The sequence below is a fragment of the Citrobacter sp. wls619 genome, assembly GCF_005281345.1.
Taxonomy (GTDB): domain Bacteria; phylum Pseudomonadota; class Gammaproteobacteria; order Enterobacterales; family Enterobacteriaceae; genus Citrobacter.
On record NZ_SZXJ01000027.1, the window covers coordinates 352,480 to 375,836 of the forward strand.

26 protein-coding genes are annotated in these 23,357 nt (G+C 50.9%); 15 read left to right on the top strand and 11 right to left on the bottom strand.

Annotation, left to right across the window (positions count from 1 at the left end; translation table 11 throughout):
- Positions 1-28 precede the first annotated feature (28 nt).
- The 6 genes from FDX19_RS04420 to pspF form a co-directional block, all read right to left on the bottom strand.
- Positions 29-670, bottom strand: coding sequence for a transcriptional regulator (locus FDX19_RS04420; protein WP_137381736.1), 642 nt, complete (start codon positions 668-670; stop codon positions 29-31).
- A gap of 126 nt (positions 671-796) precedes the next feature.
- Positions 797-1,765 (bottom strand): threo-3-hydroxy-L-aspartate ammonia-lyase, encoded by a 969-nt coding sequence (locus tag FDX19_RS04425; protein WP_137381737.1) that lies wholly within the window; start codon positions 1,763-1,765, stop codon positions 797-799.
- 26 nt (positions 1,766-1,791) lie between these two features.
- Positions 1,792-2,187, bottom strand: coding sequence for a RidA family protein (locus FDX19_RS04430; protein WP_137381738.1), 396 nt, complete (start codon positions 2,185-2,187; stop codon positions 1,792-1,794).
- 305 nt (positions 2,188-2,492) lie between these two features.
- The gene (locus FDX19_RS04435) at positions 2,493-3,065 is read right to left on the bottom strand and encodes a TetR/AcrR family transcriptional regulator (RefSeq protein ID WP_137381739.1); all 573 of its coding nucleotides are present in this window, start codon (positions 3,063-3,065) and stop codon (positions 2,493-2,495) included.
- An 85-nt stretch (positions 3,066-3,150) separates the two neighbouring features.
- Positions 3,151-4,014: an arginase family protein gene (locus FDX19_RS04440; RefSeq protein WP_137381740.1), complete on the bottom strand. Its 864-nt coding sequence runs from the start codon at positions 4,012-4,014 to the stop codon at positions 3,151-3,153.
- A 214-nt stretch (positions 4,015-4,228) separates the two neighbouring features.
- A complete protein-coding gene (pspF, locus tag FDX19_RS04445) occupies positions 4,229-5,218 on the bottom strand; it encodes a phage shock protein operon transcriptional activator (RefSeq protein WP_170974343.1) in 990 nt (329 codons plus the stop codon).
- A gap of 155 nt (positions 5,219-5,373) precedes the next feature.
- Between pspF and pspA the strand changes: the two genes are divergently transcribed.
- The 8 genes from pspA (at position 5,374) to tyrR (ending at position 11,598) form a co-directional block, all read left to right on the top strand.
- Positions 5,374-6,042, top strand: coding sequence for a phage shock protein PspA (gene pspA / locus FDX19_RS04450; RefSeq protein WP_003020532.1), 669 nt, complete (start codon positions 5,374-5,376; stop codon positions 6,040-6,042).
- Positions 6,043-6,096: 54 nt separating this feature from the next.
- Positions 6,097-6,321, top strand: a complete 225-nt coding sequence (gene pspB, locus FDX19_RS04455; RefSeq protein ID WP_048211519.1) for an envelope stress response membrane protein PspB — start codon at positions 6,097-6,099, stop codon at positions 6,319-6,321.
- Positions 6,321-6,680 carry an envelope stress response membrane protein PspC gene (pspC, locus tag FDX19_RS04460; protein ID WP_137381742.1) on the top strand — a complete coding sequence of 120 codons (360 nt, stop codon included), beginning with the start codon at positions 6,321-6,323 and terminating at the stop codon, positions 6,678-6,680. Before pspB ends, pspC begins: the two co-directional genes overlap by 1 nt.
- 8 nt (positions 6,681-6,688) lie before the next feature.
- Positions 6,689-6,910, top strand: a complete 222-nt coding sequence (gene pspD, locus FDX19_RS04465; protein ID WP_137381743.1) for a phage shock protein PspD — start codon at positions 6,689-6,691, stop codon at positions 6,908-6,910.
- Between the two features lie 76 nt (positions 6,911-6,986).
- Entirely contained in the window at positions 6,987-7,304 is a 318-nt protein-coding gene (gene pspE / locus FDX19_RS04470; protein WP_137381744.1) for a thiosulfate sulfurtransferase PspE, read from the top strand.
- Positions 7,305-7,448: 144 nt separating this feature from the next.
- Positions 7,449-8,846, top strand: a complete 1,398-nt coding sequence (locus tag FDX19_RS04475) for a YcjX family protein (protein ID WP_137381745.1) — start codon at positions 7,449-7,451, stop codon at positions 8,844-8,846.
- Positions 8,843-9,904, top strand: coding sequence for a YcjF family protein (locus FDX19_RS04480; RefSeq protein ID WP_137381746.1), 1,062 nt, complete (start codon positions 8,843-8,845; stop codon positions 9,902-9,904). The genes FDX19_RS04475 and FDX19_RS04480 overlap by 4 nt, the downstream gene beginning before the upstream one ends.
- A 146-nt stretch (positions 9,905-10,050) precedes the next feature.
- Entirely contained in the window at positions 10,051-11,598 is a 1,548-nt protein-coding gene (tyrR, locus tag FDX19_RS04485; RefSeq protein WP_137381747.1) for a transcriptional regulator TyrR, read from the top strand.
- Positions 11,599-11,647: 49 nt separating this feature from the next.
- Here the strand turns inward: tyrR and tpx are convergent, their stop codons facing one another.
- Positions 11,648-12,154: a thiol peroxidase gene (gene tpx / locus FDX19_RS04490; RefSeq protein WP_040230898.1), complete on the bottom strand. Its 507-nt coding sequence runs from the start codon at positions 12,152-12,154 to the stop codon at positions 11,648-11,650.
- 115 nt (positions 12,155-12,269) lie between these two features.
- Here tpx and ycjG point away from each other — a divergent pair, with 115 nt between their 5' ends.
- A complete protein-coding gene (gene ycjG, locus FDX19_RS04495; protein WP_137381748.1) occupies positions 12,270-13,256 on the top strand; it encodes an L-Ala-D/L-Glu epimerase in 987 nt (328 codons plus the stop codon).
- On the opposite strand, the gene mpaA is transcribed toward ycjG, so the two are convergent.
- Entirely contained in the window at positions 13,231-13,938 is a 708-nt protein-coding gene (gene mpaA, locus FDX19_RS04500; protein ID WP_137381749.1) for a murein tripeptide amidase MpaA, read from the bottom strand. The two genes, ycjG and mpaA, sit on opposite strands and share 26 nt — an antisense overlap.
- Positions 13,939-14,121: 183 nt before the next feature.
- Here mpaA and mppA point away from each other — a divergent pair, with 183 nt between their 5' ends.
- Complete coding sequence (mppA, locus tag FDX19_RS04505) at positions 14,122-15,735, top strand: murein tripeptide ABC transporter substrate-binding protein MppA (RefSeq protein ID WP_137381750.1); 1,614 nt, start codon at positions 14,122-14,124, stop codon at positions 15,733-15,735.
- A 428-nt stretch (positions 15,736-16,163) separates the two neighbouring features.
- Positions 16,164-18,659, top strand: coding sequence for an autotransporter domain-containing protein (locus tag FDX19_RS04510; RefSeq protein ID WP_137381751.1), 2,496 nt, complete (start codon positions 16,164-16,166; stop codon positions 18,657-18,659).
- A gap of 166 nt (positions 18,660-18,825) precedes the next feature.
- Here FDX19_RS04510 and FDX19_RS04515 read toward each other — a convergent pair whose 3' ends face one another.
- A complete protein-coding gene (locus FDX19_RS04515; protein WP_137381752.1) occupies positions 18,826-19,389 on the bottom strand; it encodes a MarR family winged helix-turn-helix transcriptional regulator in 564 nt (187 codons plus the stop codon).
- A 115-nt stretch (positions 19,390-19,504) separates the two neighbouring features.
- Here FDX19_RS04515 and FDX19_RS04520 point away from each other — a divergent pair, with 115 nt between their 5' ends.
- Complete coding sequence (locus tag FDX19_RS04520) at positions 19,505-19,735, top strand: glutaredoxin domain-containing protein (protein ID WP_005126617.1); 231 nt, start codon at positions 19,505-19,507, stop codon at positions 19,733-19,735.
- Between the two features lie 22 nt (positions 19,736-19,757).
- A complete protein-coding gene (locus FDX19_RS04525) occupies positions 19,758-20,072 on the top strand; it encodes a Rho-binding antiterminator (protein WP_249357520.1) in 315 nt (104 codons plus the stop codon).
- Between the two features lie 27 nt (positions 20,073-20,099).
- On the opposite strand, the gene FDX19_RS04530 is transcribed toward FDX19_RS04525, so the two are convergent.
- A complete protein-coding gene (locus FDX19_RS04530) occupies positions 20,100-20,870 on the bottom strand; it encodes a DeoR/GlpR family DNA-binding transcription regulator (RefSeq protein WP_137381753.1) in 771 nt (256 codons plus the stop codon).
- 119 nt (positions 20,871-20,989) lie between these two features.
- On the opposite strand from FDX19_RS04530, the gene FDX19_RS04535 reads away from it, so the two are divergent.
- Positions 20,990-21,373: a VOC family protein gene (locus FDX19_RS04535; protein ID WP_137381754.1), complete on the top strand. Its 384-nt coding sequence runs from the start codon at positions 20,990-20,992 to the stop codon at positions 21,371-21,373.
- An 8-nt stretch (positions 21,374-21,381) separates the two neighbouring features.
- Here FDX19_RS04535 and FDX19_RS04540 read toward each other — a convergent pair whose 3' ends face one another.
- The gene (locus tag FDX19_RS04540; protein ID WP_137381755.1) at positions 21,382-22,293 is read right to left on the bottom strand and encodes a LysR family transcriptional regulator; all 912 of its coding nucleotides are present in this window, start codon (positions 22,291-22,293) and stop codon (positions 21,382-21,384) included.
- A gap of 175 nt (positions 22,294-22,468) precedes the next feature.
- Between FDX19_RS04540 and FDX19_RS04545 the strand changes: the two genes are divergently transcribed.
- A complete protein-coding gene (locus tag FDX19_RS04545) occupies positions 22,469-23,311 on the top strand; it encodes an SDR family oxidoreductase (protein ID WP_137381756.1) in 843 nt (280 codons plus the stop codon).
- Positions 23,312-23,357: the final 46 nt, after the last annotated feature.

Sequence of the window (23,357 nt, forward strand, 5' to 3'; positions counted from 1 at the left end):
ATTACAGTCCTCGCGTCAAACGACCAACTTATTCGCCGATAGCGTTAGCCTGACGGGCGTACAGGTAGGCGGTTGCTCTGGACACGCCCAGATGCTGCGCCACCGTATCCATGGATTTTCGTACGTTCAGTAAACCTTCTTTACGCAATTGTTGAATCAGTACCTTTCTGTCTTCTGTTTTCAGCGCTCTCGCCGTTGTTGCGCGTTTAGCTGCAAAATCATCAATACGCTGGCGAATCACTTCATTACTGCCAGGGTCGAGGTGTTCGCTGACAGGTGAGCACTCGGTTTCAGTAAACCGTGCCAGCGCACTCTGCATCCCGCGAAATAGCGTCATATCAACATTCAGGCAAAGCGCCGCGACGTATTTGCCTTGTTCGTCCTTGATGCCAATAGAGGTACTTTTTACCGGGCGACCATCCGCAAACTGATTGCTGTAGTTGGCAACAATGTTGGGAAAATCAGCTGATGCGATCCGTGCCAGGCCAAGCTCCGTTGCGGGCTGGCCAGGTTTGCGGCCGGACAGATTATTGTGTATGGATAAGATCGCATGCTCAGGGTTCTTGAGGTCATGAACCACAACCTCGCAAAACGGAGAGAAGGTGTCGCTCAGTCCTTTGGCGATGATATCAATTTGATTGAGTAGCGAGTTATCGTCGGTTTTTGGCATGCCAGTCTCCTGCAGTGATGCCTGTTGCCATTATGGCGGCCAGTTTACAGCGTCCTGGGGCTTATTTTCCAGACTGGAACAGGCGCATAGCGATAAGGTATCCGCATCGCAGATACCTTAATGAGATTACCCGGCAAGGAATTCACTGTAGCGGCTGATATCAACATTGCCGCCACTGATGATAATGCCGATTTTCTTTCCACGAAGGTCCGATTTTCGCGCTCTTGCGGCGGCAAAACCAAGACAGCCCGTTGGCTCCACGACCATTTTCATTCGTTCCGCGATAAATTTCATTGCGGCAATTAATTCATCATCTGAAACCGTCAGAATATCGTTAACATGTTTCTGGATCAGTGGAAAGGTATGCTGTCCAAGATGTTGGGTTTGCGCGCCATCAGCAATGGTTTTCGGCGTATCGATATGCACAATTTTGCCACTGCGAAACGACTGTTGACCGTCGTTGCCTGCCTCAGGCTCTACACCATAGATAAGACAATCAGGGGACAAGTGTCGCGCGGCCAGTGCGGAACCCGATAGAAGACCGCCACCGCCCAGACAAACAAAAAGGGCATCCAGAGCACCAACTTCTTCAATCAATTCTTTCGTGGCGGTACCCTGGCCTGCAATAACGTGCGGGTGATCGTAAGGTGGGATCAGCGTCAGTCCCTGTTTTTCTGCCAGATCCCGGCCAATTTTCTCACGATCTTCAGTGTAACGGTCGTACATCACGACATGTCCGCCATATCCTTTCGTGGCCGCAACTTTAGCGGCTGGCGCGTCGTGTGGCATGATAATTGTCGCCGGAATACCCAGCAATTTTGCGGACAGGGCAATTGCCTGAGCATGGTTTCCGGATGAAAAAGCCACGACGCCGGCTGCGCGCTGCTGTGGCGTAAACTGGCGCAAAGCGTTCATCGCGCCGCGAAACTTAAATGCCCCCATCCGCTGGAAGTTTTCGCATTTAAAGAAAACGTCAGCGCCAAACTCTTCATTCACCGTTCGTGATGTCATAACCGGTGTCTTGTTAGCATAATCTGCGATGCGCTCAGCGGCCGCGGCAACATCGTGGTAATCAGGTTGTGTCATTTCAGTCATTGTTGTTCACCTGTAGCAGTTAAAAGTCACACTTGTTGTGCTAACGCGATGGCTTCAATTTCTACGGCAAAGCCATAATGAAGCTCTGCAACGCCAGCGACAGCACGGGCTGGACGGGAATCACCGATCCATTCGCCGTAGATCCGATTAAACGTCGGCCACTGGTTAATGTCCGTGACATAGACGCGTACCGATACCAGTTGCTGACGAGAAACACCGGCTCCTGCCAGACAAGCATCAACATTCTGTAGAGCCAGTCTGGTCTGTTCTTCAAAAGACGCATCCGCTTTTCTTTCGCCATTAGCGGTGACAGGAAGCTGTCCGGAAATGAAAACGAATCCTCCGGCAGTCACACTATGTGAGTAATGGCCCGCTGGCGGGAAGCTATCCGTCGTTGTGTTCAGGGTAATATTGGTGGGCATGGTTTAATCTCCAGCTTAAGTAACGATGATTCATTTAGTATAAAATAATACTGTTTGTATTATTTTATACACCATCGACATTAAGGCATCCAGTCTCTTTTTTCAGCGACGCACCCCTGTGGGGTAAGAATGATGAAAGCGCAGAAATAATTTTTTGCTTTTACTCGTGGTCGGGAGCTCAGCTGCAATTCACCATTAATTGTATAAACTGATACGTTATGTATTGATTGTGTTGATGTCCGCAATACCCACTTCTGGCGCGAAGTGGGCAAGGGAAAGATCGGAAAGTAGGCGAGGGAAGTGTTTTATTTGAGCAGCTTTGACATTAAATCAGGGAACGCTGGCACATCTGTGGCCAATGAGAACGCAGGGTTAATAGCCTTACGGGCAATCAGCCCGTCAATAAATGCAAACAGAATGATGGTGATAGCTTCCGGGTCAATATCCCGACGAAACTCTCCTGCGGCGATACCTTGCGCAATTATTCCCGCAATGCTTTGCCGCATGATGTTATCACTGGCGATAAACGCTTCCCTGAGCTCCGGGTTGCGTGCCGATTCGGCCATGATTTCTACCCAAAGGTGGTGCGTGACAGGGTAACCGACATCGCTAATGCAAGAAACGACCTGCTTGCAAAGACGATCAAAAAACGATCCGCTACAGGGCTCATTATGGGCAGCCAGCGCAGTGTTTTGCTCTTCCAGAACGATTGCCCGTATAAGCTCATCCTTACTTTTGAAGTAAGTGTACATGGCTCCCTGGCTGATACCTGCACGCGTGGAAATTTCGCGCACGCTGGTTGCACTGAATCCTTTCTCAGCAAAACAGGCTGCAGCAGCGGTAATCAGCTTATGGTAGGTTTCAGTATTCTTTAGCATATCGACCTTTATCTTTGAATCTATAGCGAAACTTTACCGCGCTTTAAGGCCTGGAACCAGCGATGAGATTTATCGATATCTTGCGTTACTTCATGAGAGGTAATGCGCTGAGCATATTCTTGAGGTTCACCATATCCCACGGCAGATGTTCAGCAATGGTAAGCCCGACGGTCTCGGCGTTTGCCGTGGCAAGATTAACCAGTTTAAGCACATCTTCAATAGTCAGTTTACCCTCGGCCACATCGCCAAAATCATGTTCCCCTCGGCCTGGTTTGGCGAACAAAACAGAACGGAAAAGTGACGGGTCCAGAACATCCAGATCAAGATGAATCGCCAGATATTCAATGTGCTCGCGGGCAATCCACGCCATAACCTCGTTGGCACCGTTTTTGACATCATCAGGGCCAGCCGTCGCAATCCGCTGATGCGCCAGATAGTCGCTTTCGTATTTAAGCGGATCGTGAATACCGGCAATCATAATTTTTGACGGAGAAACCTTGTGTGTGACGTGGTCCACTAAATCTTTATCGCCCGTGCCGATCAGCGCGCCAAGAACATGGGCATGCGCATTTGGATACTGTTCAGCCGTCTGCACGTCGGGGTGAGAGTCGATCCACAGCACGCCCAGCTTATCACCGTACTTATGCAGCAGATGCGCGAAGGGCACCAAAGAAACCAGGCAGTCACCGCCCAATACGACAATCGCGTCGGGATCGTGTTTTTCAATACGCGTCGCGGCATCGTTCAACTGTTTAAGGATCTGTGGTTTACCAGTAATGCCATCGATTACACCCAGCGGTTCACTTTCTGGTAAAGCAACGGGAACATCCTCGACGGGGCCTTTTGCTTCAGGCGAGAGAAAGGACAACAGAAGTGATCCGAGATGATAGGGGGGATTGTTGCCTCCCTGCCACTGGGGGAATGAAAGTCGAAGCGTTTTTTTGGCCATAATTTACCTGCCGTCAGTTTCTAAAGAGGAGCGTCAAGGCGTATCCGTGTTGGTCGCCTTGTGATGATTATATGAATGAACGTTCATTCATTGCAAGGGCAGTATGAAACTTATGCAAGAATGGTGATATGCGGGAACCGTTAAACGGTACTATTTCAATGTGCGTTGTGGAGGATTTTGCACATGAAGGCGCTTAACGGTCGGTAATGCATCGCTAAATCTGGTGTTTTTTAAGCAACGCACGTAGCTGATGGTACGTCAGCCCCAGCAGTTCGGCGGCCTTTTTCTGGTTGAATTTTGCCTGTTGTAGGCTGGTTTGCAGAAACGTCTTTTCTTGCTGCTGCTGGAATGCGCGGAGATCCAGCGGTAACGTTGCCGCTATAGGGTGGGTTTCCTGCTGCTGAACGTCTGTGGTGTGGCGCTTAAACGGATCTATCACTACCTCGTCCAGCGGATATTCGCTGGTACCATGGCGGTATACCGAGCGTTCAACAACGTTTTTCAATTCACGGATATTGCCCGGCCAGCGATAGTGGAGAAGTGTTTCTCTGGCTTGTGTGCTAAAACCGGGAAACAGCGGTAATCCAATCTCGCGGCACATTTGAATCGCAAAATGTTCGGCCATCAACATGATGTCGCTTTTTCGCTCCCGTAAAGGCGGAAGTTGCACGACATCGAAGGCCAGTCTATCCAACAGGTCTGCGCGGAAAGTACCTTCACTGACCATTCTCGGTAAGTCGGCATTGGTAGCACAGACCAGGCGCACGTTAACCTGTAGCGGCTGGCTACCGCCTACGCGCTCGAGTTCTCCATACTCAATAACGCGCAGTAATTTCTCCTGTACCAGCATCGGCGCAGTTGCCAGTTCATCAAGAAAAAGTGTGCCACCGTCGGCACGCTCGAAGCGACCAGGATGGCGTTTTTGCGCCCCGGTAAAAGCGCCAGCTTCGTGGCCGAAGAGTTCTGAATCGAGTAAATTTTCGTTGAGTGCCGCACAATTAAGTGAAATAAACGGTCCTTGCCAGCGCGTGGAAAGGTAGTGCAGACGGTTGGCGATTAACTCTTTTCCCGTGCCACGCTCACCGATAACCAACACGGGTTTTTCCAGGGGGGCCAGATGGGAGACTTGTTCCAGCACTTCAATGAAGCTGTTTGCTTCTCCCAGAAGGGTATCTTTGTATCCTGCCATGATGAAATTCACCATTTGTTAGTGTTATTCACCAATTTACCCTAATTATCTCGTCAGGTAAAATTAGATATTATATTTAAAATCAACAATATATAAAGTTGGCACGACAAGTGCATTATGGAAGCAGCAGGGCATTGCCCGATATCAGAACAGTAAGTGAGGATTACATTATGGGTATTTTTTCTCGTTTTGCCGACATCGTGAACGCCAATATTAATGCGTTGCTGGAAAAGGCCGAAGATCCGCAGAAACTGGTGCGGTTGATGATTCAGGAAATGGAAGACACGCTGGTTGAGGTTCGATCTAACTCAGCGCGTGCACTGGCAGAAAAGAAACAGCTGTCCCGCCGGATTGAACAGGCCAGTGCGCAGCAGGCGGAGTGGCAGGAAAAAGCTGAGCTGGCGCTGCGTAAAGAGAAAGAAGATCTGGCGCGTTCTGCATTAATTGAAAAGCAGAAACTGACCGATTTAATTGCTTCTCTGGAGCATGAAGTGACGCTGGTTGACGATACGCTGGCGCGGATGAAAAAAGAGATTGGTGAGCTGGAAAACAAACTCAGTGAAACCCGGGCTCGTCAGCAGGCATTGATGTTGCGTCATCAGGCGGCGAGTTCTTCCCGCGATGTCCGTCGTCAGTTGGATAGCGGCAAACTGGATGAAGCAATGGCCCGCTTTGAATCTTTTGAGCGCCGCATTGATCAGATGGAAGCGGAAGCCGAAAGCCATAACTTCGGTAAGCAAAAATCTCTGGATCAGCAATTTGCTGACCTGAAAGCAGATGATGAAATCAGCGAGCAGCTGGCGCAGCTTAAAGCCAAAATGCAGCAAGACAAGCAATAATAACTACTGGCGGCGCCCGAACGCGCCGCCGCTCATCACCTGTAAGGAGTACTCATGAGCGCGCTATTTCTGGCCATTCCGTTAACTATCTTTGTGCTGTTCGTTTTGCCGATCTGGCTGTGGCTGCATTACAGCAACCGTTCCAGCCGTGGTGAACTGTCGCAAAGCGATCAGCAACGTCTGGTGGAACTCAACAATGATGCACAGCGTATGCGTGAACGTATTCAGGCGCTGGAAGATATCCTTGATGCCGAACATCCAAACTGGAGGGACCGCTAATGGGGGGCGTTAATCTGAACAAAAAACTGTGGCGTATCCCGCAGCAGGGCATGGTTAAAGGGGTCTGTGCCGGTATTGCGCACTATCTTGATGTCCCCGTGAAGCTGGTAAGGATCCTGGTGGTACTGTCAGTCTTTTTTGGTCTGGCCTTTTTCACCGTAGTTGCCTACATCGTGTTGACGTTTGTGCTGGACCCAATGCCAGACAACGTCGCATCTGGCGAACAACAGCCATCGAGCGGAGAACTGCTGGATTCCGTCGATCGTGAACTGGCCGCGAGTGAAAAGCGTTTGCGTGAAATGGAGCGTTATGTGACATCGGATACCTTCACATTGCGCAGTCGTTTCCGTCAATTGTGAGGATTGAAATGAATAATCGCTGGCAACGTGCCGGGCAAAGGGTTAAGCCGGGCTTTAAAATAGCAGGCAAGCTGGTGCTTCTTACTGCACTTCGCTACGGCCCTGCGGGCGTTGCGGGGTGGGCGGTGAAATCCGTGGCCCGCCGTCCGTTAAAAATGTTGCTGGTGTTGGTACTGGAGCCGTTATTGAGCAAGGTTGCCAGGAAAATTTCCCAACGCTATAGCCAGTGATAGTACGCTCGCAATATTTCCTTAAGATCAAGTATATAGTGTTAGGTGACTTTCCATCATTTAACGGAACGATACTATGTTGAAAAAAGGCGTATTCGCGCTGGCGCTGGTCATCGGCATGCCGGTGTTTGCGGCGGAGCACTGGATTGATGTTCGTGTTCCTGAACAATATCAGCAGGAACACGTTCAGGGGGCCATCAACATCCCTTTAAAGGATTTGCAGGCTCGAATTGCGGCAGAAGTCCCTGATAAGACCGACACCGTGAAGCTGTATTGCAACTCAGGTCGTCAATCCGGGATGGCAAAAGACATGCTGACCGGGATGGGCTATACACAGGTAACCAACGAAGGCGGCATCAGCGGGATTCATCTTCCTAAAGTAGAGAATAAATAATCCGCAATTGCTTTCTTTTGGCTAAAGGCGACATGAACGATGTCGCCTGATTTCTTTCAGGGAGTTGATAACCCAGTATTAAACCTTATGTTTACTCCCTGTTTGTTATAATTTCTTCGGTTCCTTCAGCATAACGGGATGGCGATGAAGCGACTTAAAAATGAACTCAACTCGCTGGTTAATCGCGGCGTAGATCGGCATCTGCGCCTGGCTGTCACCGGACTTAGCCGCAGCGGTAAAACAGCGTTTATTACCGCAATGGTAAACCAGTTACTCAATATTCATGCCGGTGCTCGTCTGCCGTTGCTCAGCTGTGTGCGTGAAGAGCGTCTGCTTGGCGTAAAGCGGGTTCCTCAGCGCGATTTTGGTATTCCGCGCTTTACCTATGACGAGGGACTGGCCCAGCTTTATGGCTCTCCGCCAACCTGGCCGACGCCGACGCGTGGCGTCAGTGAAATTCGCCTGGCGTTGCGCTACAAATCCAACGATTCTTTGCTGCGTCACTTTAAAGATACGTCCACGTTGTACCTGGAGATCGTCGATTATCCGGGGGAATGGCTGCTTGATTTACCAATGCTGGCCCAGGATTACCTTGGCTGGTCACGGCAAATGACCGGATTATTGCAGGGGCAGCGAGGTGAATGGTCGGCCAGATGGCGGCAGCTATGCGAGGGGCTTGACCCGCTGGCGCCTGCTGACGAAAACCGTCTGGCGGACATCGCCGCGGCGTGGACAGATTATCTGCATCAGTGCAAACAGCAGGGATTGCATTTTATTCAGCCCGGGCGCTTTGTGCTGCCGGGGGACATGGCTGGCGCACCTGCGCTGCAATTTTTCCCGTGGCCGGATGTTGATGCCTTTGGCGAGTCAAAACTGGCACAAGCGGATAAACACACCAATGCAGGCATGTTGCGCGACAGGTTTAATTACTACTGCGAAAAGGTCGTGAAAGGGTTCTACAAGAATCACTTCCTGCGCTTTGATCGCCAGATTGTGTTGGTCGATTGCCTGCAACCGCTTAACAGCGGACCACAGGCGTTTAACGATATGCGACTGGCGCTGACACAACTGATGCAAAGCTTTCATTATGGGCAGCGCACGTTGTTCCGCCGGTTGTTCTCGCCGGTAATCGATAAGTTGCTGTTCGCTGCCACCAAGGCCGACCACGTTACGATCGATCAACATGCCAATATGGTGTCGTTGTTGCAGCAATTGATTCAGGATGCCTGGCAAAATGCTGCGTTTGAAGGCATCAGTATGGACTGTCTGGGACTGGCATCGGTGCAGGCAACCACCAGCGGGCTGATTGATGTGAAGGGCGAGAAGATCCCCGCGCTGCGCGGCAATCGTCTGAGCGACGGCGAGCCGTTGACCGTCTATCCGGGAGAGGTCCCTGCGCGTTTACCGGGCCAGGCATTTTGGGACAGCCAGGGTTTCCAGTTTGAAGCCTTTCGCCCGCAGGTCATGGATGTGGATAAACCCTTACCGCATATTCGCCTGGATGCCGCGCTGGAGTTTTTAATAGGAGATAAATTGCGATGAGCGAGCCGTTAAAACCGCGTATCGATTTCTCAGGTCCACTGGAAGTGGAACCAAACACGGCATTTAAAGCACAGCAAATGTTCAACGATACCGAAGCGCAGACTTTTTCTCCGGCGACAGTGGATGAACCGCTGGAAGACGAAGGTCAGGCTGAAGCCGTTATTGATGCCGCATTACGTCCTAAACGCAGCCTGTGGCGCAAAATGGTGATGGGCGGGCTGGCACTGTTTGGTATCAGTGTGGTTGCTCAGGGCGTGCAGTGGACGATGAACGCCTGGCAGACTCAGGACTGGGTCGCGTTGGGGGGCTGTGCTGCGGGTGCGCTGATTATTGGCGCAGGCGTGGGGTCGGTGGCAACCGAGTGGCGTCGGCTGTGGCGTTTACGTCAACGCGCGCACGAGCGTGATGAAGCGCGTGATCTGTTACACAGTCACGGAACCGGGAAAGGCCGCGCATTTTGTGAGCAGTTGGCGCAACAGGCGGGTATCGATCAGTCTCACCCTGCGCTACAACGCTGGTATGCCTCTATCCATGAAACGCAAAATGATCGGGAAGTTGTGAGCCTGTATGCCCACCTGGTGCAGCCAGTGCTGGATGCGCAAGCACGACGTGAGATCAGTCGTTCTGCGGCAGAATCCACGCTGATGATTGCGGTCAGCCCGTTAGCGTTGGTGGATATGGCGTTTATTGCCTGGCGAAATCTGCGGTTGATTAACCGTATAGCGACGCTGTATGGCATCGAACTCGGCTATTACAGCCGCCTGCGTCTGTTTCGTCTGGTACTGTTAAATATCGCTTTTGCCGGGGCCAGCGAGCTGGTGCGGGAAGTGGGGATGGACTGGATGTCGCAGGATTTAGCGGCCCGGTTATCTACGCGTGCCGCGCAGGGTATTGGCGCGGGCTTGTTAACCGCGCGTTTGGGGATTAAAGCGATGGAGCTGTGCCGTCCATTACCGTGGATTGATGATGATAAACCGCGACTGGGGGATTTCCGCCGTCAGTTGATCGGTCAGGTGAAAGAGACCTTACAAAAGAACAAATCCCCGCGTGAAAGTTGAGTAAAAACGGGCGCCGATCGTATAACTTTACGCCCCGGCGCCCAATTTTCCAGCGTGCTGTCAATATTTGTTGACAGAATCCTTCCTGCTAACCCAATACTGGCTTATCATCTAACACATGATCCCTTGTCCAGGTGAAGGTTCCTATGCGTTTGGAAGTCTTTTGTGAAGACCGTCTTGGTCTGACCCGCGAATTGCTCGATTTACTGGTGCTGAGAAGCATTGATTTACGCGGTATCGAGATTGACCCCATCGGGCGAATTTACCTTAATTTTGCGGAACTGGAGTTCACTAACTTCAGCAGCCTGATGGCTGAAATCCGCCGCATCGCAGGGGTAACAGACGTCCGCACCGTGCCCTGGATGCCTTCCGAACGCGAACATCTGGCGCTTAGCGCGTTGCTTGAAGCATTGCCTGAACCCGTTCTTTCCCTGGATATGAAAAGCAAAGTGGAGATGGCAAACCCGGCAAGTTGCCAGCTTTTTGCCCATCCCCAGGAGCGGATGCGCAACCACACGGCGGCACAGCTCATTAATGGGTTTAACTTCCAGCGCTGGCTGGAAAGTAATCCGCAGGATTCCCATAGTGAACATGTTGTGATTAACGGGCAAAACTTCCTGATGGAGATTACGCCAGTCCATTTGCAGGGTGAAAACCAGGAGCAGATGCTGACGGGAGCCGTTGTCATGTTGCGTTCCACCCTCCGCATGGGCCGTCAATTGCAAAACATGACCACCCAGGATCTGAGCGCATTCAGCCAGATTATTGCCGTTAGCGCCAAAATGAAACACGTTGTTGAACAGGCGCGCAAGCTGGCGACGCTGAGTGCGCCGCTGCTGATCACCGGGAATACTGGCACCGGCAAAGATCTCTTTGCACATGCCTGCCATCTGGCGAGTCCACGTGCGTCAAAACCCTACCTGGCGCTGAACTGCGCGTCTATTCCTGAAGATGCGGTAGAAAGTGAACTGTTTGGTCACGCCCCGGAAGGTAAAAAAGGGTTCTTTGAGCAGGCGAATGGCGGTTCAGTGCTGTTGGATGAGATTGGCGAAATGTCGCCGCGCATGCAGACGAAATTGCTGCGCTTCCTCAATGACGGGACGTTCCGTCGCGTGGGCGAAGATCATGAAGTTCATGTTGATGTTCGCGTAATCTGCGCGACGCAAAAGAACCTGGTGGAACTGGTGCAGAAAGGTCTTTTCCGCGAGGATCTCTATTATCGTCTGAATGTCCTGACGCTTAATCTGCCGCCGCTACGCGATTGCCCACAAGATATTATGCCGCTCACCGAGCTGTTTGTGGCACGTTTTGCCGACGAGCAGGGTGTACCGCGTCCGAAGCTGTCCGCCGATCTCAGCACGGTGCTCACCCGCTACGGCTGGCCGGGTAATGTGCGTCAGCTTAAAAATGCTATCTATCGGGCGTTAACTCAGCTTGAAGGCTATGAACTGCGTCCGCAGGATATCTTATTGCCGGATTATGATGCAGCGACAGTTGCCGTCGGAGAAGAGGTGATGGAAGGGTCGCTGGATGAAATCACCAGCCGCTTTGAACGTTCCGTGTTGACGCAGCTTTATATGAATTATCCCAGCACGCGTAAACTGGCCAAACGCCTGGGGGTTTCACATACCGCAATCGCCAATAAGTTACGCGAGTATGGTCTGAGTCAGCAGAAGAAAAGCGAAGAGTCATGATGCAAATAAAAATGCCTCCATCCGGAGGCATTTTTGTATTCAGGGCAACTTAGGCTTTCAGCACGGCCAACGCTGCATCATAGTCAGGCTCGTTGGTAATTTCATTTACCAGTTGGCTGAACACGATGTTGTCATTTTCGTCGATAACGACAACGGCACGAGCAGCCAGACCTTTCAGCGGACCTTCGGCAATTTCAACACCGTAGTTTTTCAGGAATTCAGCGTTACGCAGGGTGGACAGCGTGATAACGTTGCTCAGACCTTCTGCGCCGCAAAAACGAGAGTGGGCGAATGGCAGATCGGCTGAAATGCACAGTACGACGGTATTGTCGATTTCTGTCGCCAGTTGGTTAAACTTACGTACTGATGCCGCGCACACGCCGGTATCGATGCTTGGGAAAATATTCAGCACTTTGCGCTTGCCTGCGAACTGGCCCAGCGTAACGTCAGACAGGTCTTTAGCCACAAGGGTAAAAGCCTGAGCTTTGCTTCCAGCCTGAGGAATAGAGCCGGCGACTGCAACCGGGTTGCCCTGGAAATGAACGGTTTGTGACATGGTTATCTTCCTGTTTACATATAGTTAACGTCAAGGCTAGTTTATGCCATCAGCAGTTAACACGGCAAACGCTATTTGCGGATATCCGCTTCAGGGACTGCATTAAGGAAAACAAATGAGATCAGTTAAGGTGTATGAGGAAGCCTGGCCGTTACACACTCCCTTTGTGATTGCCCGCGGGAGCAGGACCGAAGCGCATGTGGTGGTGGTTGAACTGGAAGAGAATGGTGTAAAAGGGATTGGAGAATGTACGCCTTATCCTCGCTATGGCGAAAGCGATGCGTCGGTACTGGCTCAAATCATGAGTGTTGTGCCGCAACTGGAGCACGGTTTGACGCGTGAAGCGCTGCAGGCATTGCTGCCCGCGGGGGCGGCGCGTAATGCCGTTGACTGTGCGCTTTGGGATCTCAATGCGCGTCAGCAACAACAGTCTCTGGCCGACTATGTTGGTACTGAACTGGATGCAACAGTAACGACCGCGCAAACCGTCGTGATCGGCACGCCGGAGCAGATGGCGGCGAGCGCGACCGCGCTATGGGATAACGGTGCCCGATTGCTGAAAGTCAAACTGGATGCACACTTAATCAGCGAAAGGATGGTTGCGATCCGGGCGGCTGTGCCTGAGGCGACAATCATTGTCGATGCTAATGAGTCCTGGCGTGCTGAAGGGCTGGCCGCACGCTGCCAGTTAATGGCGGATTTAGGCGTTGCGATGCTGGAGCAGCCTCTGCCGGCTAATGATGATGCCGCGCTGGAGAATTTCGTGCATCCGCTGCCTGTCTGTGCCGATGAAAGCTGCCATACCCGCAGCAGTCTGAAAGCGCTGCATGGCCGCTATGAAATGGTGAATATTAAACTGGATAAGACAGGCGGTCTGACGGAGGCGCTGGCGCTGGCGACCGAGGCTCGCGAGCAGGGATTTGCGTTGATGCTCGGCTGTATGTTGTGTACATCAAGGGCGATCGGCGCTGCATTGCCGCTTACGCCACAGGTCAGCTTTGCCGATCTGGATGGCCCAACCTGGCTGGCCCGAGACGCGGAGCCTGCCTTGCATTTTACCACCGGACAGCTTCATCTCAAGGATGCCAGCGCAAAAGATTAGACATTGCCAGCAGGTATTTTTCGCTCGCTTCATCCGATGAAATGGGCGGAAATTCTGCAGTAATGCAATGTAGGTTTAGATCGGCGCACCAGCTACCAAAAGAGCCTGGCGTTTCATAACCGACGCTGGTTACCAGCGGCAATTCGAACGACTGCGCCAGCCACGCGCCTAATTCGCTATGTCTGGGATCTTCAATACAGGCCAGCGGATCGTGGAAAGAAACTACCCATGCAGGATGAATGTGGTGAATAAGTTGGCATAGTGCCTGGGTCTCAGGCTCTGATCCCGGATGATCGCCGGTTAATAACACCACATCACGCTCTTCTGCGCTGCTGTTCCAACGATATACCGTTTCACCGGATTTCCAGTTTGCCGCCGGAAAGTTACGGTTCAGATCGACGCCGTTCGCATTGGCGCGCAGTCCAAGCTGGCAACCGTCAGGGTTTACAGCCAGCACGACATGATGACGACGCAGGGAAGGGTTGAGCGTACGTAAGGCACAGGACAGGGTGACGACTGATGAGTTTTCATCACCGTGAGTACCAGCCAGTATCAAACCGCTTTCACGATCGGCAGCCGACGCCGGGAACCAGATTAGCGGTGCGCCCAATAGTGAACGTCCGTAATGTTCAGTTCCTGGCGGAAATGCGCCGCGCTCGGCACGGGGACGGGTAACGGTCATAGTCATCTCTGAATGCTGAATGGTTACTCGCAGTGTTGTGCAAAATGTATGGATAATCAAATCGTTTTCACACACTTATCTTTTCAGGTGTAATATCACTTTCCTGTCGGAAGTTAATTGCATTTCCTGCTGGCGATACAAATAATTACTCATTCACTTAGTGGCCAGATTTGAGGGTATTTTATGAGGCATTCTGTTTCAGTAACCTGTTGTGCGCTGTTGGTTAGCAGCATTTCTGTATCCTATGCTGCGGATGTTCCCAGCGGGACGGTACTGGCAGAAAAGCAAGAACTGGTGCGTCATATAAAAGATGAGCCCGCGTCACTCGATCCGGCAAAAGCCGTTGGGCTTCCAGAAATTCAGGTTATTCGCGATTTATTCGAAGGGCTGGTAAATCAGAATGACAAGGGTGAGATTATTCCCGGTGTTGCCACACAGTGGAAGAGCAATGATAACCGCATCTGGACGTTTACGTTGCGCGATAATGCACAATGGTCCGATGGTACGCCGGTAACGGCACAGGATTTTGTCTACAGTTGGCAGCGTCTGGTGGACCCGAAAACTCTGTCGCCGTTTGCCTGGTTTGCCGCGCTTGCAGGGATCAACAATGCCCAGGCGATCATCGATGGCAAAGCCACACCCGATAAGTTAGGTGTCAGCGCGGTGGATGCACATACCTTCAAAGTGCAGTTGGACAAACCGCTCCCCTGGTTTGCCAACCTGACAGCGAGCTTTGCGTTTTATCCCGTTCAAAAAGCGAATGTTGAAAGCGGTAAAGAGTGGACGAAACCCGGCAACCTTATCGGTAATGGTGCTTATGTGCTGAAAGACCGTGTGGTTAATGAGAAACTGGAAGTTGTGCCGAACACTCATTATTGGGACAACGCCAAAACGGTGCTGCAAAAAGTGACTTTCCTGCCGATTAACCAGGAGTCTGCTGCGACCAAACGCTATCTTGCTGGCGATATTGATATTACAGAGTCCTTCCCGAAAAATATGTATCAGAAGCTATTGAAGGATATTCCAGGCCAGGTTTATACCCCGCCGCAGCTTGGTACTTATTACTATGCGTTTAATACGCAAAAAGGGCCGACCGCCGATTCACGCGTGCGTCTGGCGCTCAGTATGACTATCGATCGGCGTCTGATGGCGGAGAAAGTATTAGGGACTGGAGAAAAACCCGCATGGCATTTCACGCCGGATGTGACGGCAGGATTTATCCCGGAACCTTCTCCGTTTGAACAAATGAGTCAGGAAGAGCTTAACGCTCAGGCGAAAACGCTGCTGCGTGCGGCGGGTTATGGTCCACAGAAACCGCTGAAATTGACGCTGTTGTATAACACCTCTGAAAATCATCAGAAGATTGCTATTGCTGTGGCTTCCATGTGGAAGAAAAATCTTGGCGTGGATGTGAAACTACAGAACCAGGAATGGAAAACGTATATCGATAGCCGTAATACCGGTAATTTTGATGTGATCCGCGCATCCTGGGTGGGCGATTACAACGAGCCATCCACATTCCTGTCGTTATTAACCTCGACCCATACGGGCAATATTTCTCGCTTTAACAATCCGGCATACGATAAAGTGTTGACTCAGGCGACGCTGGAAAATACAGAGAAAGCACGGAACGCCGATTATAACGCAGCAGAAAAAATCCTAATGGAACAAGCGCCTATTGCGCCGATTTACCAGTACACCAACGGGCGTTTAATTAAACCGTGGCTGAAAGGGTATCCGATTACCAACCCGGAAGATGTGGCCTATAGCCGCACAATGTATATTGTTAAGCACTAGTTGCGTACATTCTCCTGTTAACCTTCGTTAACCTCGCCAAAAACCAGAACTGGCGCTGATTTCAGCGCCATCACCTCTCGTTAACCTTTATTAACCGCTTCAGGAAACCCCATTTTTTTGACGGTATAAATGACGTATTAAACGAATTACCGTCATAGTCCATCATCAATAACGGTATTTATTGATACGGGATACCGTCAATGCTTACCGATACAAAGCTCAACAACCCACCGCACTGGCGCAGCGTGAAAATTCGACATGTATGAAAGCGGCAGGGGGGAGAATTTATAAACTATGATTGTTTTTATGATTACTAAGCTGACGAAGTATTAGGTCTAATGTATTATTAAATAATATTAACATCCCCAAACTATCAGGTGATGTAATTAAATTAATTATAAATGTTATCTTTATATTAAGGAACCAGTTTGAAAAAGAAAACTAGTTGTTTAGTTATTAGCAGTATCCTGGGTAGTGCGGGAATGTTGACTTCGCCAGCGGTTTGGGCTGACTGTACAGACCCCACTGGTGCGACGGTAACGTGTAATAACAACGTGACGGTACCACAACAGTTTCAAACTTATCAGCAACGCGTGATTATTGAGTCAGGCACGCAGTTTAAAACGACGGGAGGGAGTGCAGCTGTCCACTTTTCCAGTCATGAAGCAAATCTACAGAATAACGGCAGCATTTCTTCAGACGACGACGGTATCCAGTTCTTTTCCACAAATCAGTCGCAGGTCATTAATAGCGGTACAATTAGTACCCCAGCTAACAACAAAAATGCCATAAACGTGGCAGAGGTATCCGATAGCGCGCTGGAGAATAAGGGGACGCTGACCACGACCGGCGCCGCTGGTAATGGGATCTTGCTGAATGCTGTCTCGCGGATGTCCGTTAAGAACTCGGGGAGTATCACCACATCAGGTGCTGGCGGGGATGGCATTCACGCGAACTCCACTGGAAGCAGCCAAATCGCCAACCAGGGTAATATCACCGTTAATGGAACTGGCAGCAACGGTATTTATGTCGGGAGTAAGGTCAAGGATACGACCATTCAAAACCTTGATGGCGGTGCTATTTACGCGCCAAATGGGAATGGTATTACCGTTGACGATTCAGCGGCGATTAGTACGTTGCTCAATACGGGTATCATTGATGGCGGCGTTGCCGGCGTATATCTTGGCGGAACGTCTCAGACCGGTACGCTAGTCAATATGGGGACGATTATTGGCGGCGACAGTGGCAACGCGGTCGTGTTAGAGAATTCTTCCGTGGTAAATCAGTTCGAAAATAAAGGATTGATTGGCGCGTTAACCGGTGATGCTATTCAAGTGGCCAGTACAAGCACAATAGTGGGCGGTATCAATAACGAAGGGATTATTATTGGGCGTGTTAATGCCCCGAACAGCGCGATGAGTAACAGCGGTATTTTCGAGTTACTCAGCAGCCAGCAACCCTCAACCGTAAATACTTACGTACAAAATAGCAACGGTGTCCTGGCGTTGCAGGCAGACAGCACCAGCAGCTATGGTCAGCTGAATGTTGCCGGTAACGCTGCACTGAATGGACGGACGCTGGTGATAACCCAGGGTAGCACTAGCTTCGCTGATGGCGATGAGTTGGTTGATGTCGTTACGGCCAGTAAGATAACAGGCACACCCTCGGCGGTACTGGATGATTCGCTTCGTTATCAGTTTATTTCGGTGCAAACCGGCACCAGCTACTCGCTGAAAATTGCCGAGACGAATCTGACTACCGTCGGTAATGCCATTACTACCACCAGTGATAATCCATCATTAGTCGGCGTCGGGACCGTGCTGGATAACCTCATTAATAATAGTTATACCGCGCCTCAGAACTGTACCGGTGCGCTGGCGAGTACCGTATGCGCGATCACCTCGTCATTTAATGCCAGTCAGGTTCACAAAAATGTGGTTCAACTTGCCCCGTTGATGGATGGCAGCATGCCGTACATTGAAATGAATAATCTGCGTGCGTTTGGCGACATCGTCAGTGGTCGTCAGGAGTCCGTACGCGGTCAGGGTTATACCAACGAGTTTAATCCGGAGAAATATCTGTGGATACGCCCCGTTGGGCGCTGGGATAACCAGTCCAGCCGTGGAGATTACGCTGGGTATAACGCAGATACACGTGGGTTCGCCATTGGTGCCGATGGTCTCATTTTAGAGAGAACCCGACTGGGTCTGGCTTTGGGCATGAGTCGCACAGATGTTAACGATAATTCTGACGATATCAGACATGACGCACGTGTGGACAGCTGGAACTTTCTTGCATATGGCGGATATGACTTTACCCCAGATACGGGGATGACCTGGCAGACTGGCTTCGGGCGAAATAATACAACGGGTAACCGTTACCTGAATATTGAAAACCCTAACGATGGCAGCACTGCTTACAATGGTGTGGCGCATTCTGACTACGATAGTGATACCTTCCAGGCCGGGCTTGGATTCCAGAGCACCTTCCACCCGCAGGACAATGTGATGCTCACTCCTGAGCTGCGTACAGATTACTATCGCGTGAAGGATAAAGGTTATCAGGAGAGTGGCGCAGAGGATGTTGGGCTGAAAGTAGGTGGGACCACCACCGAAGCGCTGGTGGTTTCTGGTAAGTTGAAAGCGGGCATTAAGCTATCGGAGATTGTTGATGTGCACGGTTATGTTGGGGCTGGTTACGATACAAAGAACGATCGCAGCAAAACCACGATAGCATTTATCGGAGCCGCCGACTCGCCATTTACCTATCACGGAATGAGTGAAAGCCCCTGGATTGCTATGGCGGGTGCTGGGGTAACGGCAAAGTTCAGCGATGCGCTTGACGGCACGGTACAATACGATGCCAATCAGCGAACTAAATTCACCAGTCAGAGCATTAGTTTGAAGCTTCGTTACGCGTTCTGAATGCCGTTGAACGCAATGATTAGCCAGCGACTGATTCTCGCTGGCTTTTTTATTTGATGACTCTACTCTGCATATTTAAGCCGTGATATCGACGCGTCAAATGCCAGGAGCGAGTATCCTGGAAAGCGGCAACCCGACCACATTGAAGACACTAAACCAGAGAAGATCATACGTCCGGGGGCTGATGCTCCCGACAAATTAACATCGAATCATCCTCACTCAACGGTTCTTTTGTTAAATTACAAAATCCCTGACCATTCACTTTTTGGTGGAATCGACAGCTCTGGCACAGACCAAATCCCGGCACATTACTGGTGCGCTGAATGCCTCGCAGGAGATCGAAGAGTAGCTCCTTGAGTAAACCTGCGCGCTCACCCATTGCCGATTCGCCCGTCACCAAAAATGAGGGGGGAAGCAGGGCATCCAGCAGATTTTTGGCCGATTCGGTGAGCTGCAGATGAACGCTACGCTTATCCCTGGCATCCTGCGTGCGTACCACCAGTCCTTTTGATTCCAACAACTTTAGCGATTGTGACACCGTTCCTTTGGTGAGGCCGAGGTAGTCCGTCACGGCGAGAGGCGTATTGGAATAGCGATTACAGCGTGCGAGATACATCAACGCACTGAGCTGTACTGGCTGAAGATCAGCCAGTAAAGGATGCTGGCGAAACCACATCCGCGTCAGACCAGACAGCCGGTCCAGTACGTCAAAAAGCGACATGTCATGCATAACAAAATCCTCCTCGACATATAGTATCGACTAAAAACTATATTGACAAAGCATAAAACTGGCGTAGCATGAATTATAGTATCGAGTCGATACTATAATTCAAAGGAGAGGTATCATGACCAAAGCCCGTTTTTATCATGCTGGTTGCCCGGTTTGCGTTTCCGCTGAAGAAACACTGCTGCAGCATCTGTCCCCCGATGTGGAAATCGAGGTTATTCATTTGGGAGAACAACCCGATCACGTTGCAGAGGCGGAGCGAATCGGAGTGAAGTCTGTTCCTGCACTGGTGATCGACGGCAATGTGCTGCATATCAACTTTGGCGCACCTATTGAAGCGTTGAAATAGCGTCGCATGTTCGGGAAGTCGCGTGAGCTATTTCCCGAACGGCGTTGACATGGGGAAGGGGACATTTATGTGTGCTGCAGAAAAGTACCATCCTGTCGATTGCGATCTGCATGACTATCTGGAGATTGCCTGTCTTTATCACTATTTGCTGCGCATTGAACTGACTACTGGGGAACACTTTGATGCCAGGGCCGTGACGACATGTACCACAGTAGACAAAGAGGAATTCTTGCTTGTGGAGTGCCATGAACACCATCATAGAATTCGCCTGGACTCTCTGTCAGCCATTACCCCATTGACGGCTGTCGCCACGTTTAGCACCGTGATATTCCGTTGAATCTGTACGTAAAAAGATGCGCTACCGTTACACGGTGTAAATGCGGATGTCATGCGCCTGAAAAGCGGTGCCGTACTGTTTGCTGATGTTTTCCTCCACGACAATGACATCGATGTTACTGCTGGCGGTGACAACATAACGTGCGACGGCAGGGATCTTATCCGCCGTCAGTGCGACGATAGTTTCGTTACACTGCTTAATTACCGCTTTTTTAAACTCACAATCGGCGTAATCGAACCCGGTTAATCCGGATTCCGGAGCCATCGCGCAACCACCAATAAAACCTTGATCAAATAAAATATCCTGTACCTGGGCAATGGCTGTCGGACCTACGCAGCCACCGGACGATCGCTGCACTGGCCCACCTAACATGATGACCTCGAATAGCGGTTTTTTCAGCAGTACGGCGGCAATATCAGGTGAATTTGTCACGACGGTTAATGCCAGCTCAGCGGGAAGGGCTTCAGCCATTGCCAGGTTGGTTGTTCCTGTGTCGATAAAAATGCAGCTCCCGGATTTCACTAGCCGGGCGCATCTTTGCGCGATGCTGCTCTTTTTAGCGGTATTCATATTCTTGCGTACTGCGATGTCCGCTGACTCCGGTAGTGAAATGACAGCCCCGCCATAGACTTTCTTGCAAACACCTTCTTTGCACAATTCATGTAAATCACGGCGGATCGTATGTTCTGATACTCCCAAACGGGCGGCCAGTTCAGTACAGATCACTCTGCCGTTTTCCTGCAGGATCTGATAGATAAGCGCCTGGCGTTGATCCGGGAATGCAGCGTAATCGAGCATGAGAACTCCATAAAAATAAACATCGAGCAATAACGTGCATGATCGTGCATTATGGTGCAGGATGTCAATATCCCTTAGCGGGGGCGTACCGTTCAGAATAAAACGATAAGAGGATCGCGATGAAAATTGCACACATGGCTTTATGGACCCGGGATCTTGAGCGACAAGCCCGGTTCTGGGTGTCGTTTTTTGATGGTGTGATAAACGAAAAATACTGCAGCAAAACCAATCCCGGGTTTGAATCTTATTTCGTCAACATTGGTGAGGACATTGCGATTGAGTTAATGACCAAACCGGGACTGACTCACCCTGTACCTGACAATAACACTTCAGGGTGGGTGCATCTTGCTCTCTCTGTTGGTGGCGCGGAGCATGTTGATGCTCTGGCAATACGCGCAAACGAACAGGGCATCCTGGTCTCCGGGCCACGAACCACCGGTGACGGGTATTACGAGGCCGTCATTCAGGACCCCGACGGTAATTTAATCGAGATTGTCGAGTAATACGTAAATCAGGCCGGATTGCAAAATTGTCCGCGCAGGATCTGTGTTAGTTGTTCAAATACCAGCCTCACTCTGGCCGGTAGCAGTGGGAGATGTGGACGAAAAATATAGAGTTGCCAGGGCTGATAGTTAAGTTCTGGCAGCAGGTTAACCAGTTCGCCATTTTGCAAATAAGGCCGAACAGAGATATCTGCCAGCTGCCCAACCGTTCTTCCCGCGAGGGCGGCGGCCAGTTCGCTCTCAATATCGGAGGCGATAAATACCGGGTTTGCCGGAAAGAAACTGTTGCCATCGGCAAACTGCCATGGCCAGACGCGCCCTGAATTACTGTTGGTCAGGGCACTGAGCGGGTAGTTATGTTGCAAATCCTGGCGGTTCTTCGGTTTGCCCATTTTTTCAACTAAGTGGGGAGAGGCAACGATATTGACACCTACCGGGCAGATTGTTTTCACGATAAAACGGTTATCCGGGACGGTGCCAATACGAATACCCATGTCGATCTGCTCGTCAATAATATTCAGATGTCTGCCGGTATTGTGCCACTCGATGCTGATTTCGGGATAACCGGCAAGGCCATGCAGCAACTGGCGAATAATCTCACGGTTTTCGAATAGCGGGGGTAGGGTAATGCGTACTTTCCCTGCTATCTCCTGCGGATTGTGACGTTTACCTTCTGAGAATAGCGCTTCGCTTTCAGCCAGCAGACGCTCTGCTTTTGGCCAGAACTGCTGACCAAACGGCGTCAACTTCATCTGTCGTGTATTGCGCAGAAACAACATTTCGCCAAGGCTTTGTTCCAGTTCAGCAATACCCCGGGTGATTTGTTGGGGGGCCAGGCCGAGTGTTGCGGCAGCCTCTCTGAACTTCAGCGTTTCGGCTGCCGTACAAAATATCTTTAATGCGTCGAGTTTATCCAGCATACCGGGTGCACTTTTACGGGAAGATTATCCCTTCATTATATCAATATATGGAATTCTAAAAGCATAAACGATTCATATACGAGTGATAATTATGGCGTAATAATCATGCTCATTGAGGTTCGGGTGGCGTAATACCCCGGATGTCTAACACTTAAAACAATGAACAGGAGGGCGTATGGTGCAACGTACATGGCTAATCACCGGTGTCAGCAGTGGGTTTGGTCGCGAGATGGCGCAGCAACTTCTTGAACGCGGTGAACGCGTGGTGGGGACCGTACGCGATCGCGCTAAAGTTAGCGATCTCCTGAGTCGCTGGCCCGTGACATTTGATGCACCGCAAGTGGATGTGACGGATAGCGCTGCACTGCGTCACACAGTGGATAGTGCCTGGCAGCGCTATGGACGAGTTGATGTGGTCATCAGTAATGCGGGATACGGCCTGTTTGGTGCTGCGGAAGAGTTGAGTGACGAGCAAGTCCGTCAGATGCTTGAGACAAATTTGTTGGGGTCCATTCAGTTAATCCGCTGCGCGTTGCCACATATGCGAAAACAAGGCGGTGGACGTATCATCCAGATCTCCTCTTATGGCGGACAGGTCGCATTTGCCGGAAACTCCCTGTATCACGCGACTAAATGGGGGATTGAAGGGTTTGTCGAGTCGGTTGCCCAGGAAGTTGCTGCGTTTGATATCGGAATGACGATTGTTGAACCCGGCGGTGCACGGACTGAATTCCGTTATGGTAGCGCCCAGATTGCCACACTGATGCCGGAATATGACGCGACACCTGCGCACAGTTTTCTGAAAATGCTTGATCCTGTTAATGGACTTGCGCCTGGCGATCCGGCGCGTATGGCCGCGCAAATCATTGCCAGTGCCGACCTCGTTCCTGCGCCATTGCGTATGGTGCTCGGTTCGCAGGCGCTGCAAAGTACGCTCTCGGTGCTGCGTCAACGTATTGCTGACTTTGAGACCCAGCATGCGCTTGCGGCATCTACAGATTTCCCAGCCGGTGAATAGCGCCTGCCGTAGCGCTATTCATGAGTTGTCTTCATAAGTTTGTCCT

What these genes read in the sequence shown, in the direction of transcription:
- FDX19_RS04420 (WP_137381736.1), bottom strand. Translation starts at nt 670, where the DNA reads ATGCCAAAAACCGACGATAACTCGCTACTCAATCAAATTGATATCATC.
- FDX19_RS04425 (WP_137381737.1), bottom strand. Translation starts at nt 1,765, where the DNA reads ATGACTGAAATGACACAACCTGATTACCACGATGTTGCCGCGGCCGCT.
- FDX19_RS04430 (WP_137381738.1), bottom strand. Translation starts at nt 2,187, where the DNA reads ATGCCCACCAATATTACCCTGAACACAACGACGGATAGCTTCCCGCCA.
- FDX19_RS04435 (WP_137381739.1), bottom strand. Translation starts at nt 3,065, where the DNA reads ATGCTAAAGAATACTGAAACCTACCATAAGCTGATTACCGCTGCTGCA.
- FDX19_RS04440 (WP_137381740.1), bottom strand. Translation starts at nt 4,014, where the DNA reads ATGGCCAAAAAAACGCTTCGACTTTCATTCCCCCAGTGGCAGGGAGGC.
- pspF (WP_170974343.1), bottom strand. Translation starts at nt 5,218, where the DNA reads ATGGTGAATTTCATCATGGCAGGATACAAAGATACCCTTCTGGGAGAA.
- pspA (WP_003020532.1), top strand. Translation starts at nt 5,374, where the DNA reads ATGGGTATTTTTTCTCGTTTTGCCGACATCGTGAACGCCAATATTAAT.
- pspB (WP_048211519.1), top strand. Translation starts at nt 6,097, where the DNA reads ATGAGCGCGCTATTTCTGGCCATTCCGTTAACTATCTTTGTGCTGTTC.
- pspC (WP_137381742.1), top strand. Translation starts at nt 6,321, where the DNA reads ATGGGGGGCGTTAATCTGAACAAAAAACTGTGGCGTATCCCGCAGCAG.
- pspD (WP_137381743.1), top strand. Translation starts at nt 6,689, where the DNA reads ATGAATAATCGCTGGCAACGTGCCGGGCAAAGGGTTAAGCCGGGCTTT.
- pspE (WP_137381744.1), top strand. Translation starts at nt 6,987, where the DNA reads ATGTTGAAAAAAGGCGTATTCGCGCTGGCGCTGGTCATCGGCATGCCG.
- FDX19_RS04475 (WP_137381745.1), top strand. Translation starts at nt 7,449, where the DNA reads ATGAAGCGACTTAAAAATGAACTCAACTCGCTGGTTAATCGCGGCGTA.
- FDX19_RS04480 (WP_137381746.1), top strand. Translation starts at nt 8,843, where the DNA reads ATGAGCGAGCCGTTAAAACCGCGTATCGATTTCTCAGGTCCACTGGAA.
- tyrR (WP_137381747.1), top strand. Translation starts at nt 10,051, where the DNA reads ATGCGTTTGGAAGTCTTTTGTGAAGACCGTCTTGGTCTGACCCGCGAA.
- tpx (WP_040230898.1), bottom strand. Translation starts at nt 12,154, where the DNA reads ATGTCACAAACCGTTCATTTCCAGGGCAACCCGGTTGCAGTCGCCGGC.
- ycjG (WP_137381748.1), top strand. Translation starts at nt 12,270, where the DNA reads ATGAGATCAGTTAAGGTGTATGAGGAAGCCTGGCCGTTACACACTCCC.
- mpaA (WP_137381749.1), bottom strand. Translation starts at nt 13,938, where the DNA reads ATGACCGTTACCCGTCCCCGTGCCGAGCGCGGCGCATTTCCGCCAGGA.
- mppA (WP_137381750.1), top strand. Translation starts at nt 14,122, where the DNA reads ATGAGGCATTCTGTTTCAGTAACCTGTTGTGCGCTGTTGGTTAGCAGC.
- FDX19_RS04515 (WP_137381752.1), bottom strand. Translation starts at nt 19,389, where the DNA reads ATGCATGACATGTCGCTTTTTGACGTACTGGACCGGCTGTCTGGTCTG.
- FDX19_RS04520 (WP_005126617.1), top strand. Translation starts at nt 19,505, where the DNA reads ATGACCAAAGCCCGTTTTTATCATGCTGGTTGCCCGGTTTGCGTTTCC.
- FDX19_RS04530 (WP_137381753.1), bottom strand. Translation starts at nt 20,870, where the DNA reads ATGCTCGATTACGCTGCATTCCCGGATCAACGCCAGGCGCTTATCTAT.
- FDX19_RS04535 (WP_137381754.1), top strand. Translation starts at nt 20,990, where the DNA reads ATGAAAATTGCACACATGGCTTTATGGACCCGGGATCTTGAGCGACAA.
- FDX19_RS04540 (WP_137381755.1), bottom strand. Translation starts at nt 22,293, where the DNA reads ATGCTGGATAAACTCGACGCATTAAAGATATTTTGTACGGCAGCCGAA.
- FDX19_RS04545 (WP_137381756.1), top strand. Translation starts at nt 22,469, where the DNA reads ATGGTGCAACGTACATGGCTAATCACCGGTGTCAGCAGTGGGTTTGGT.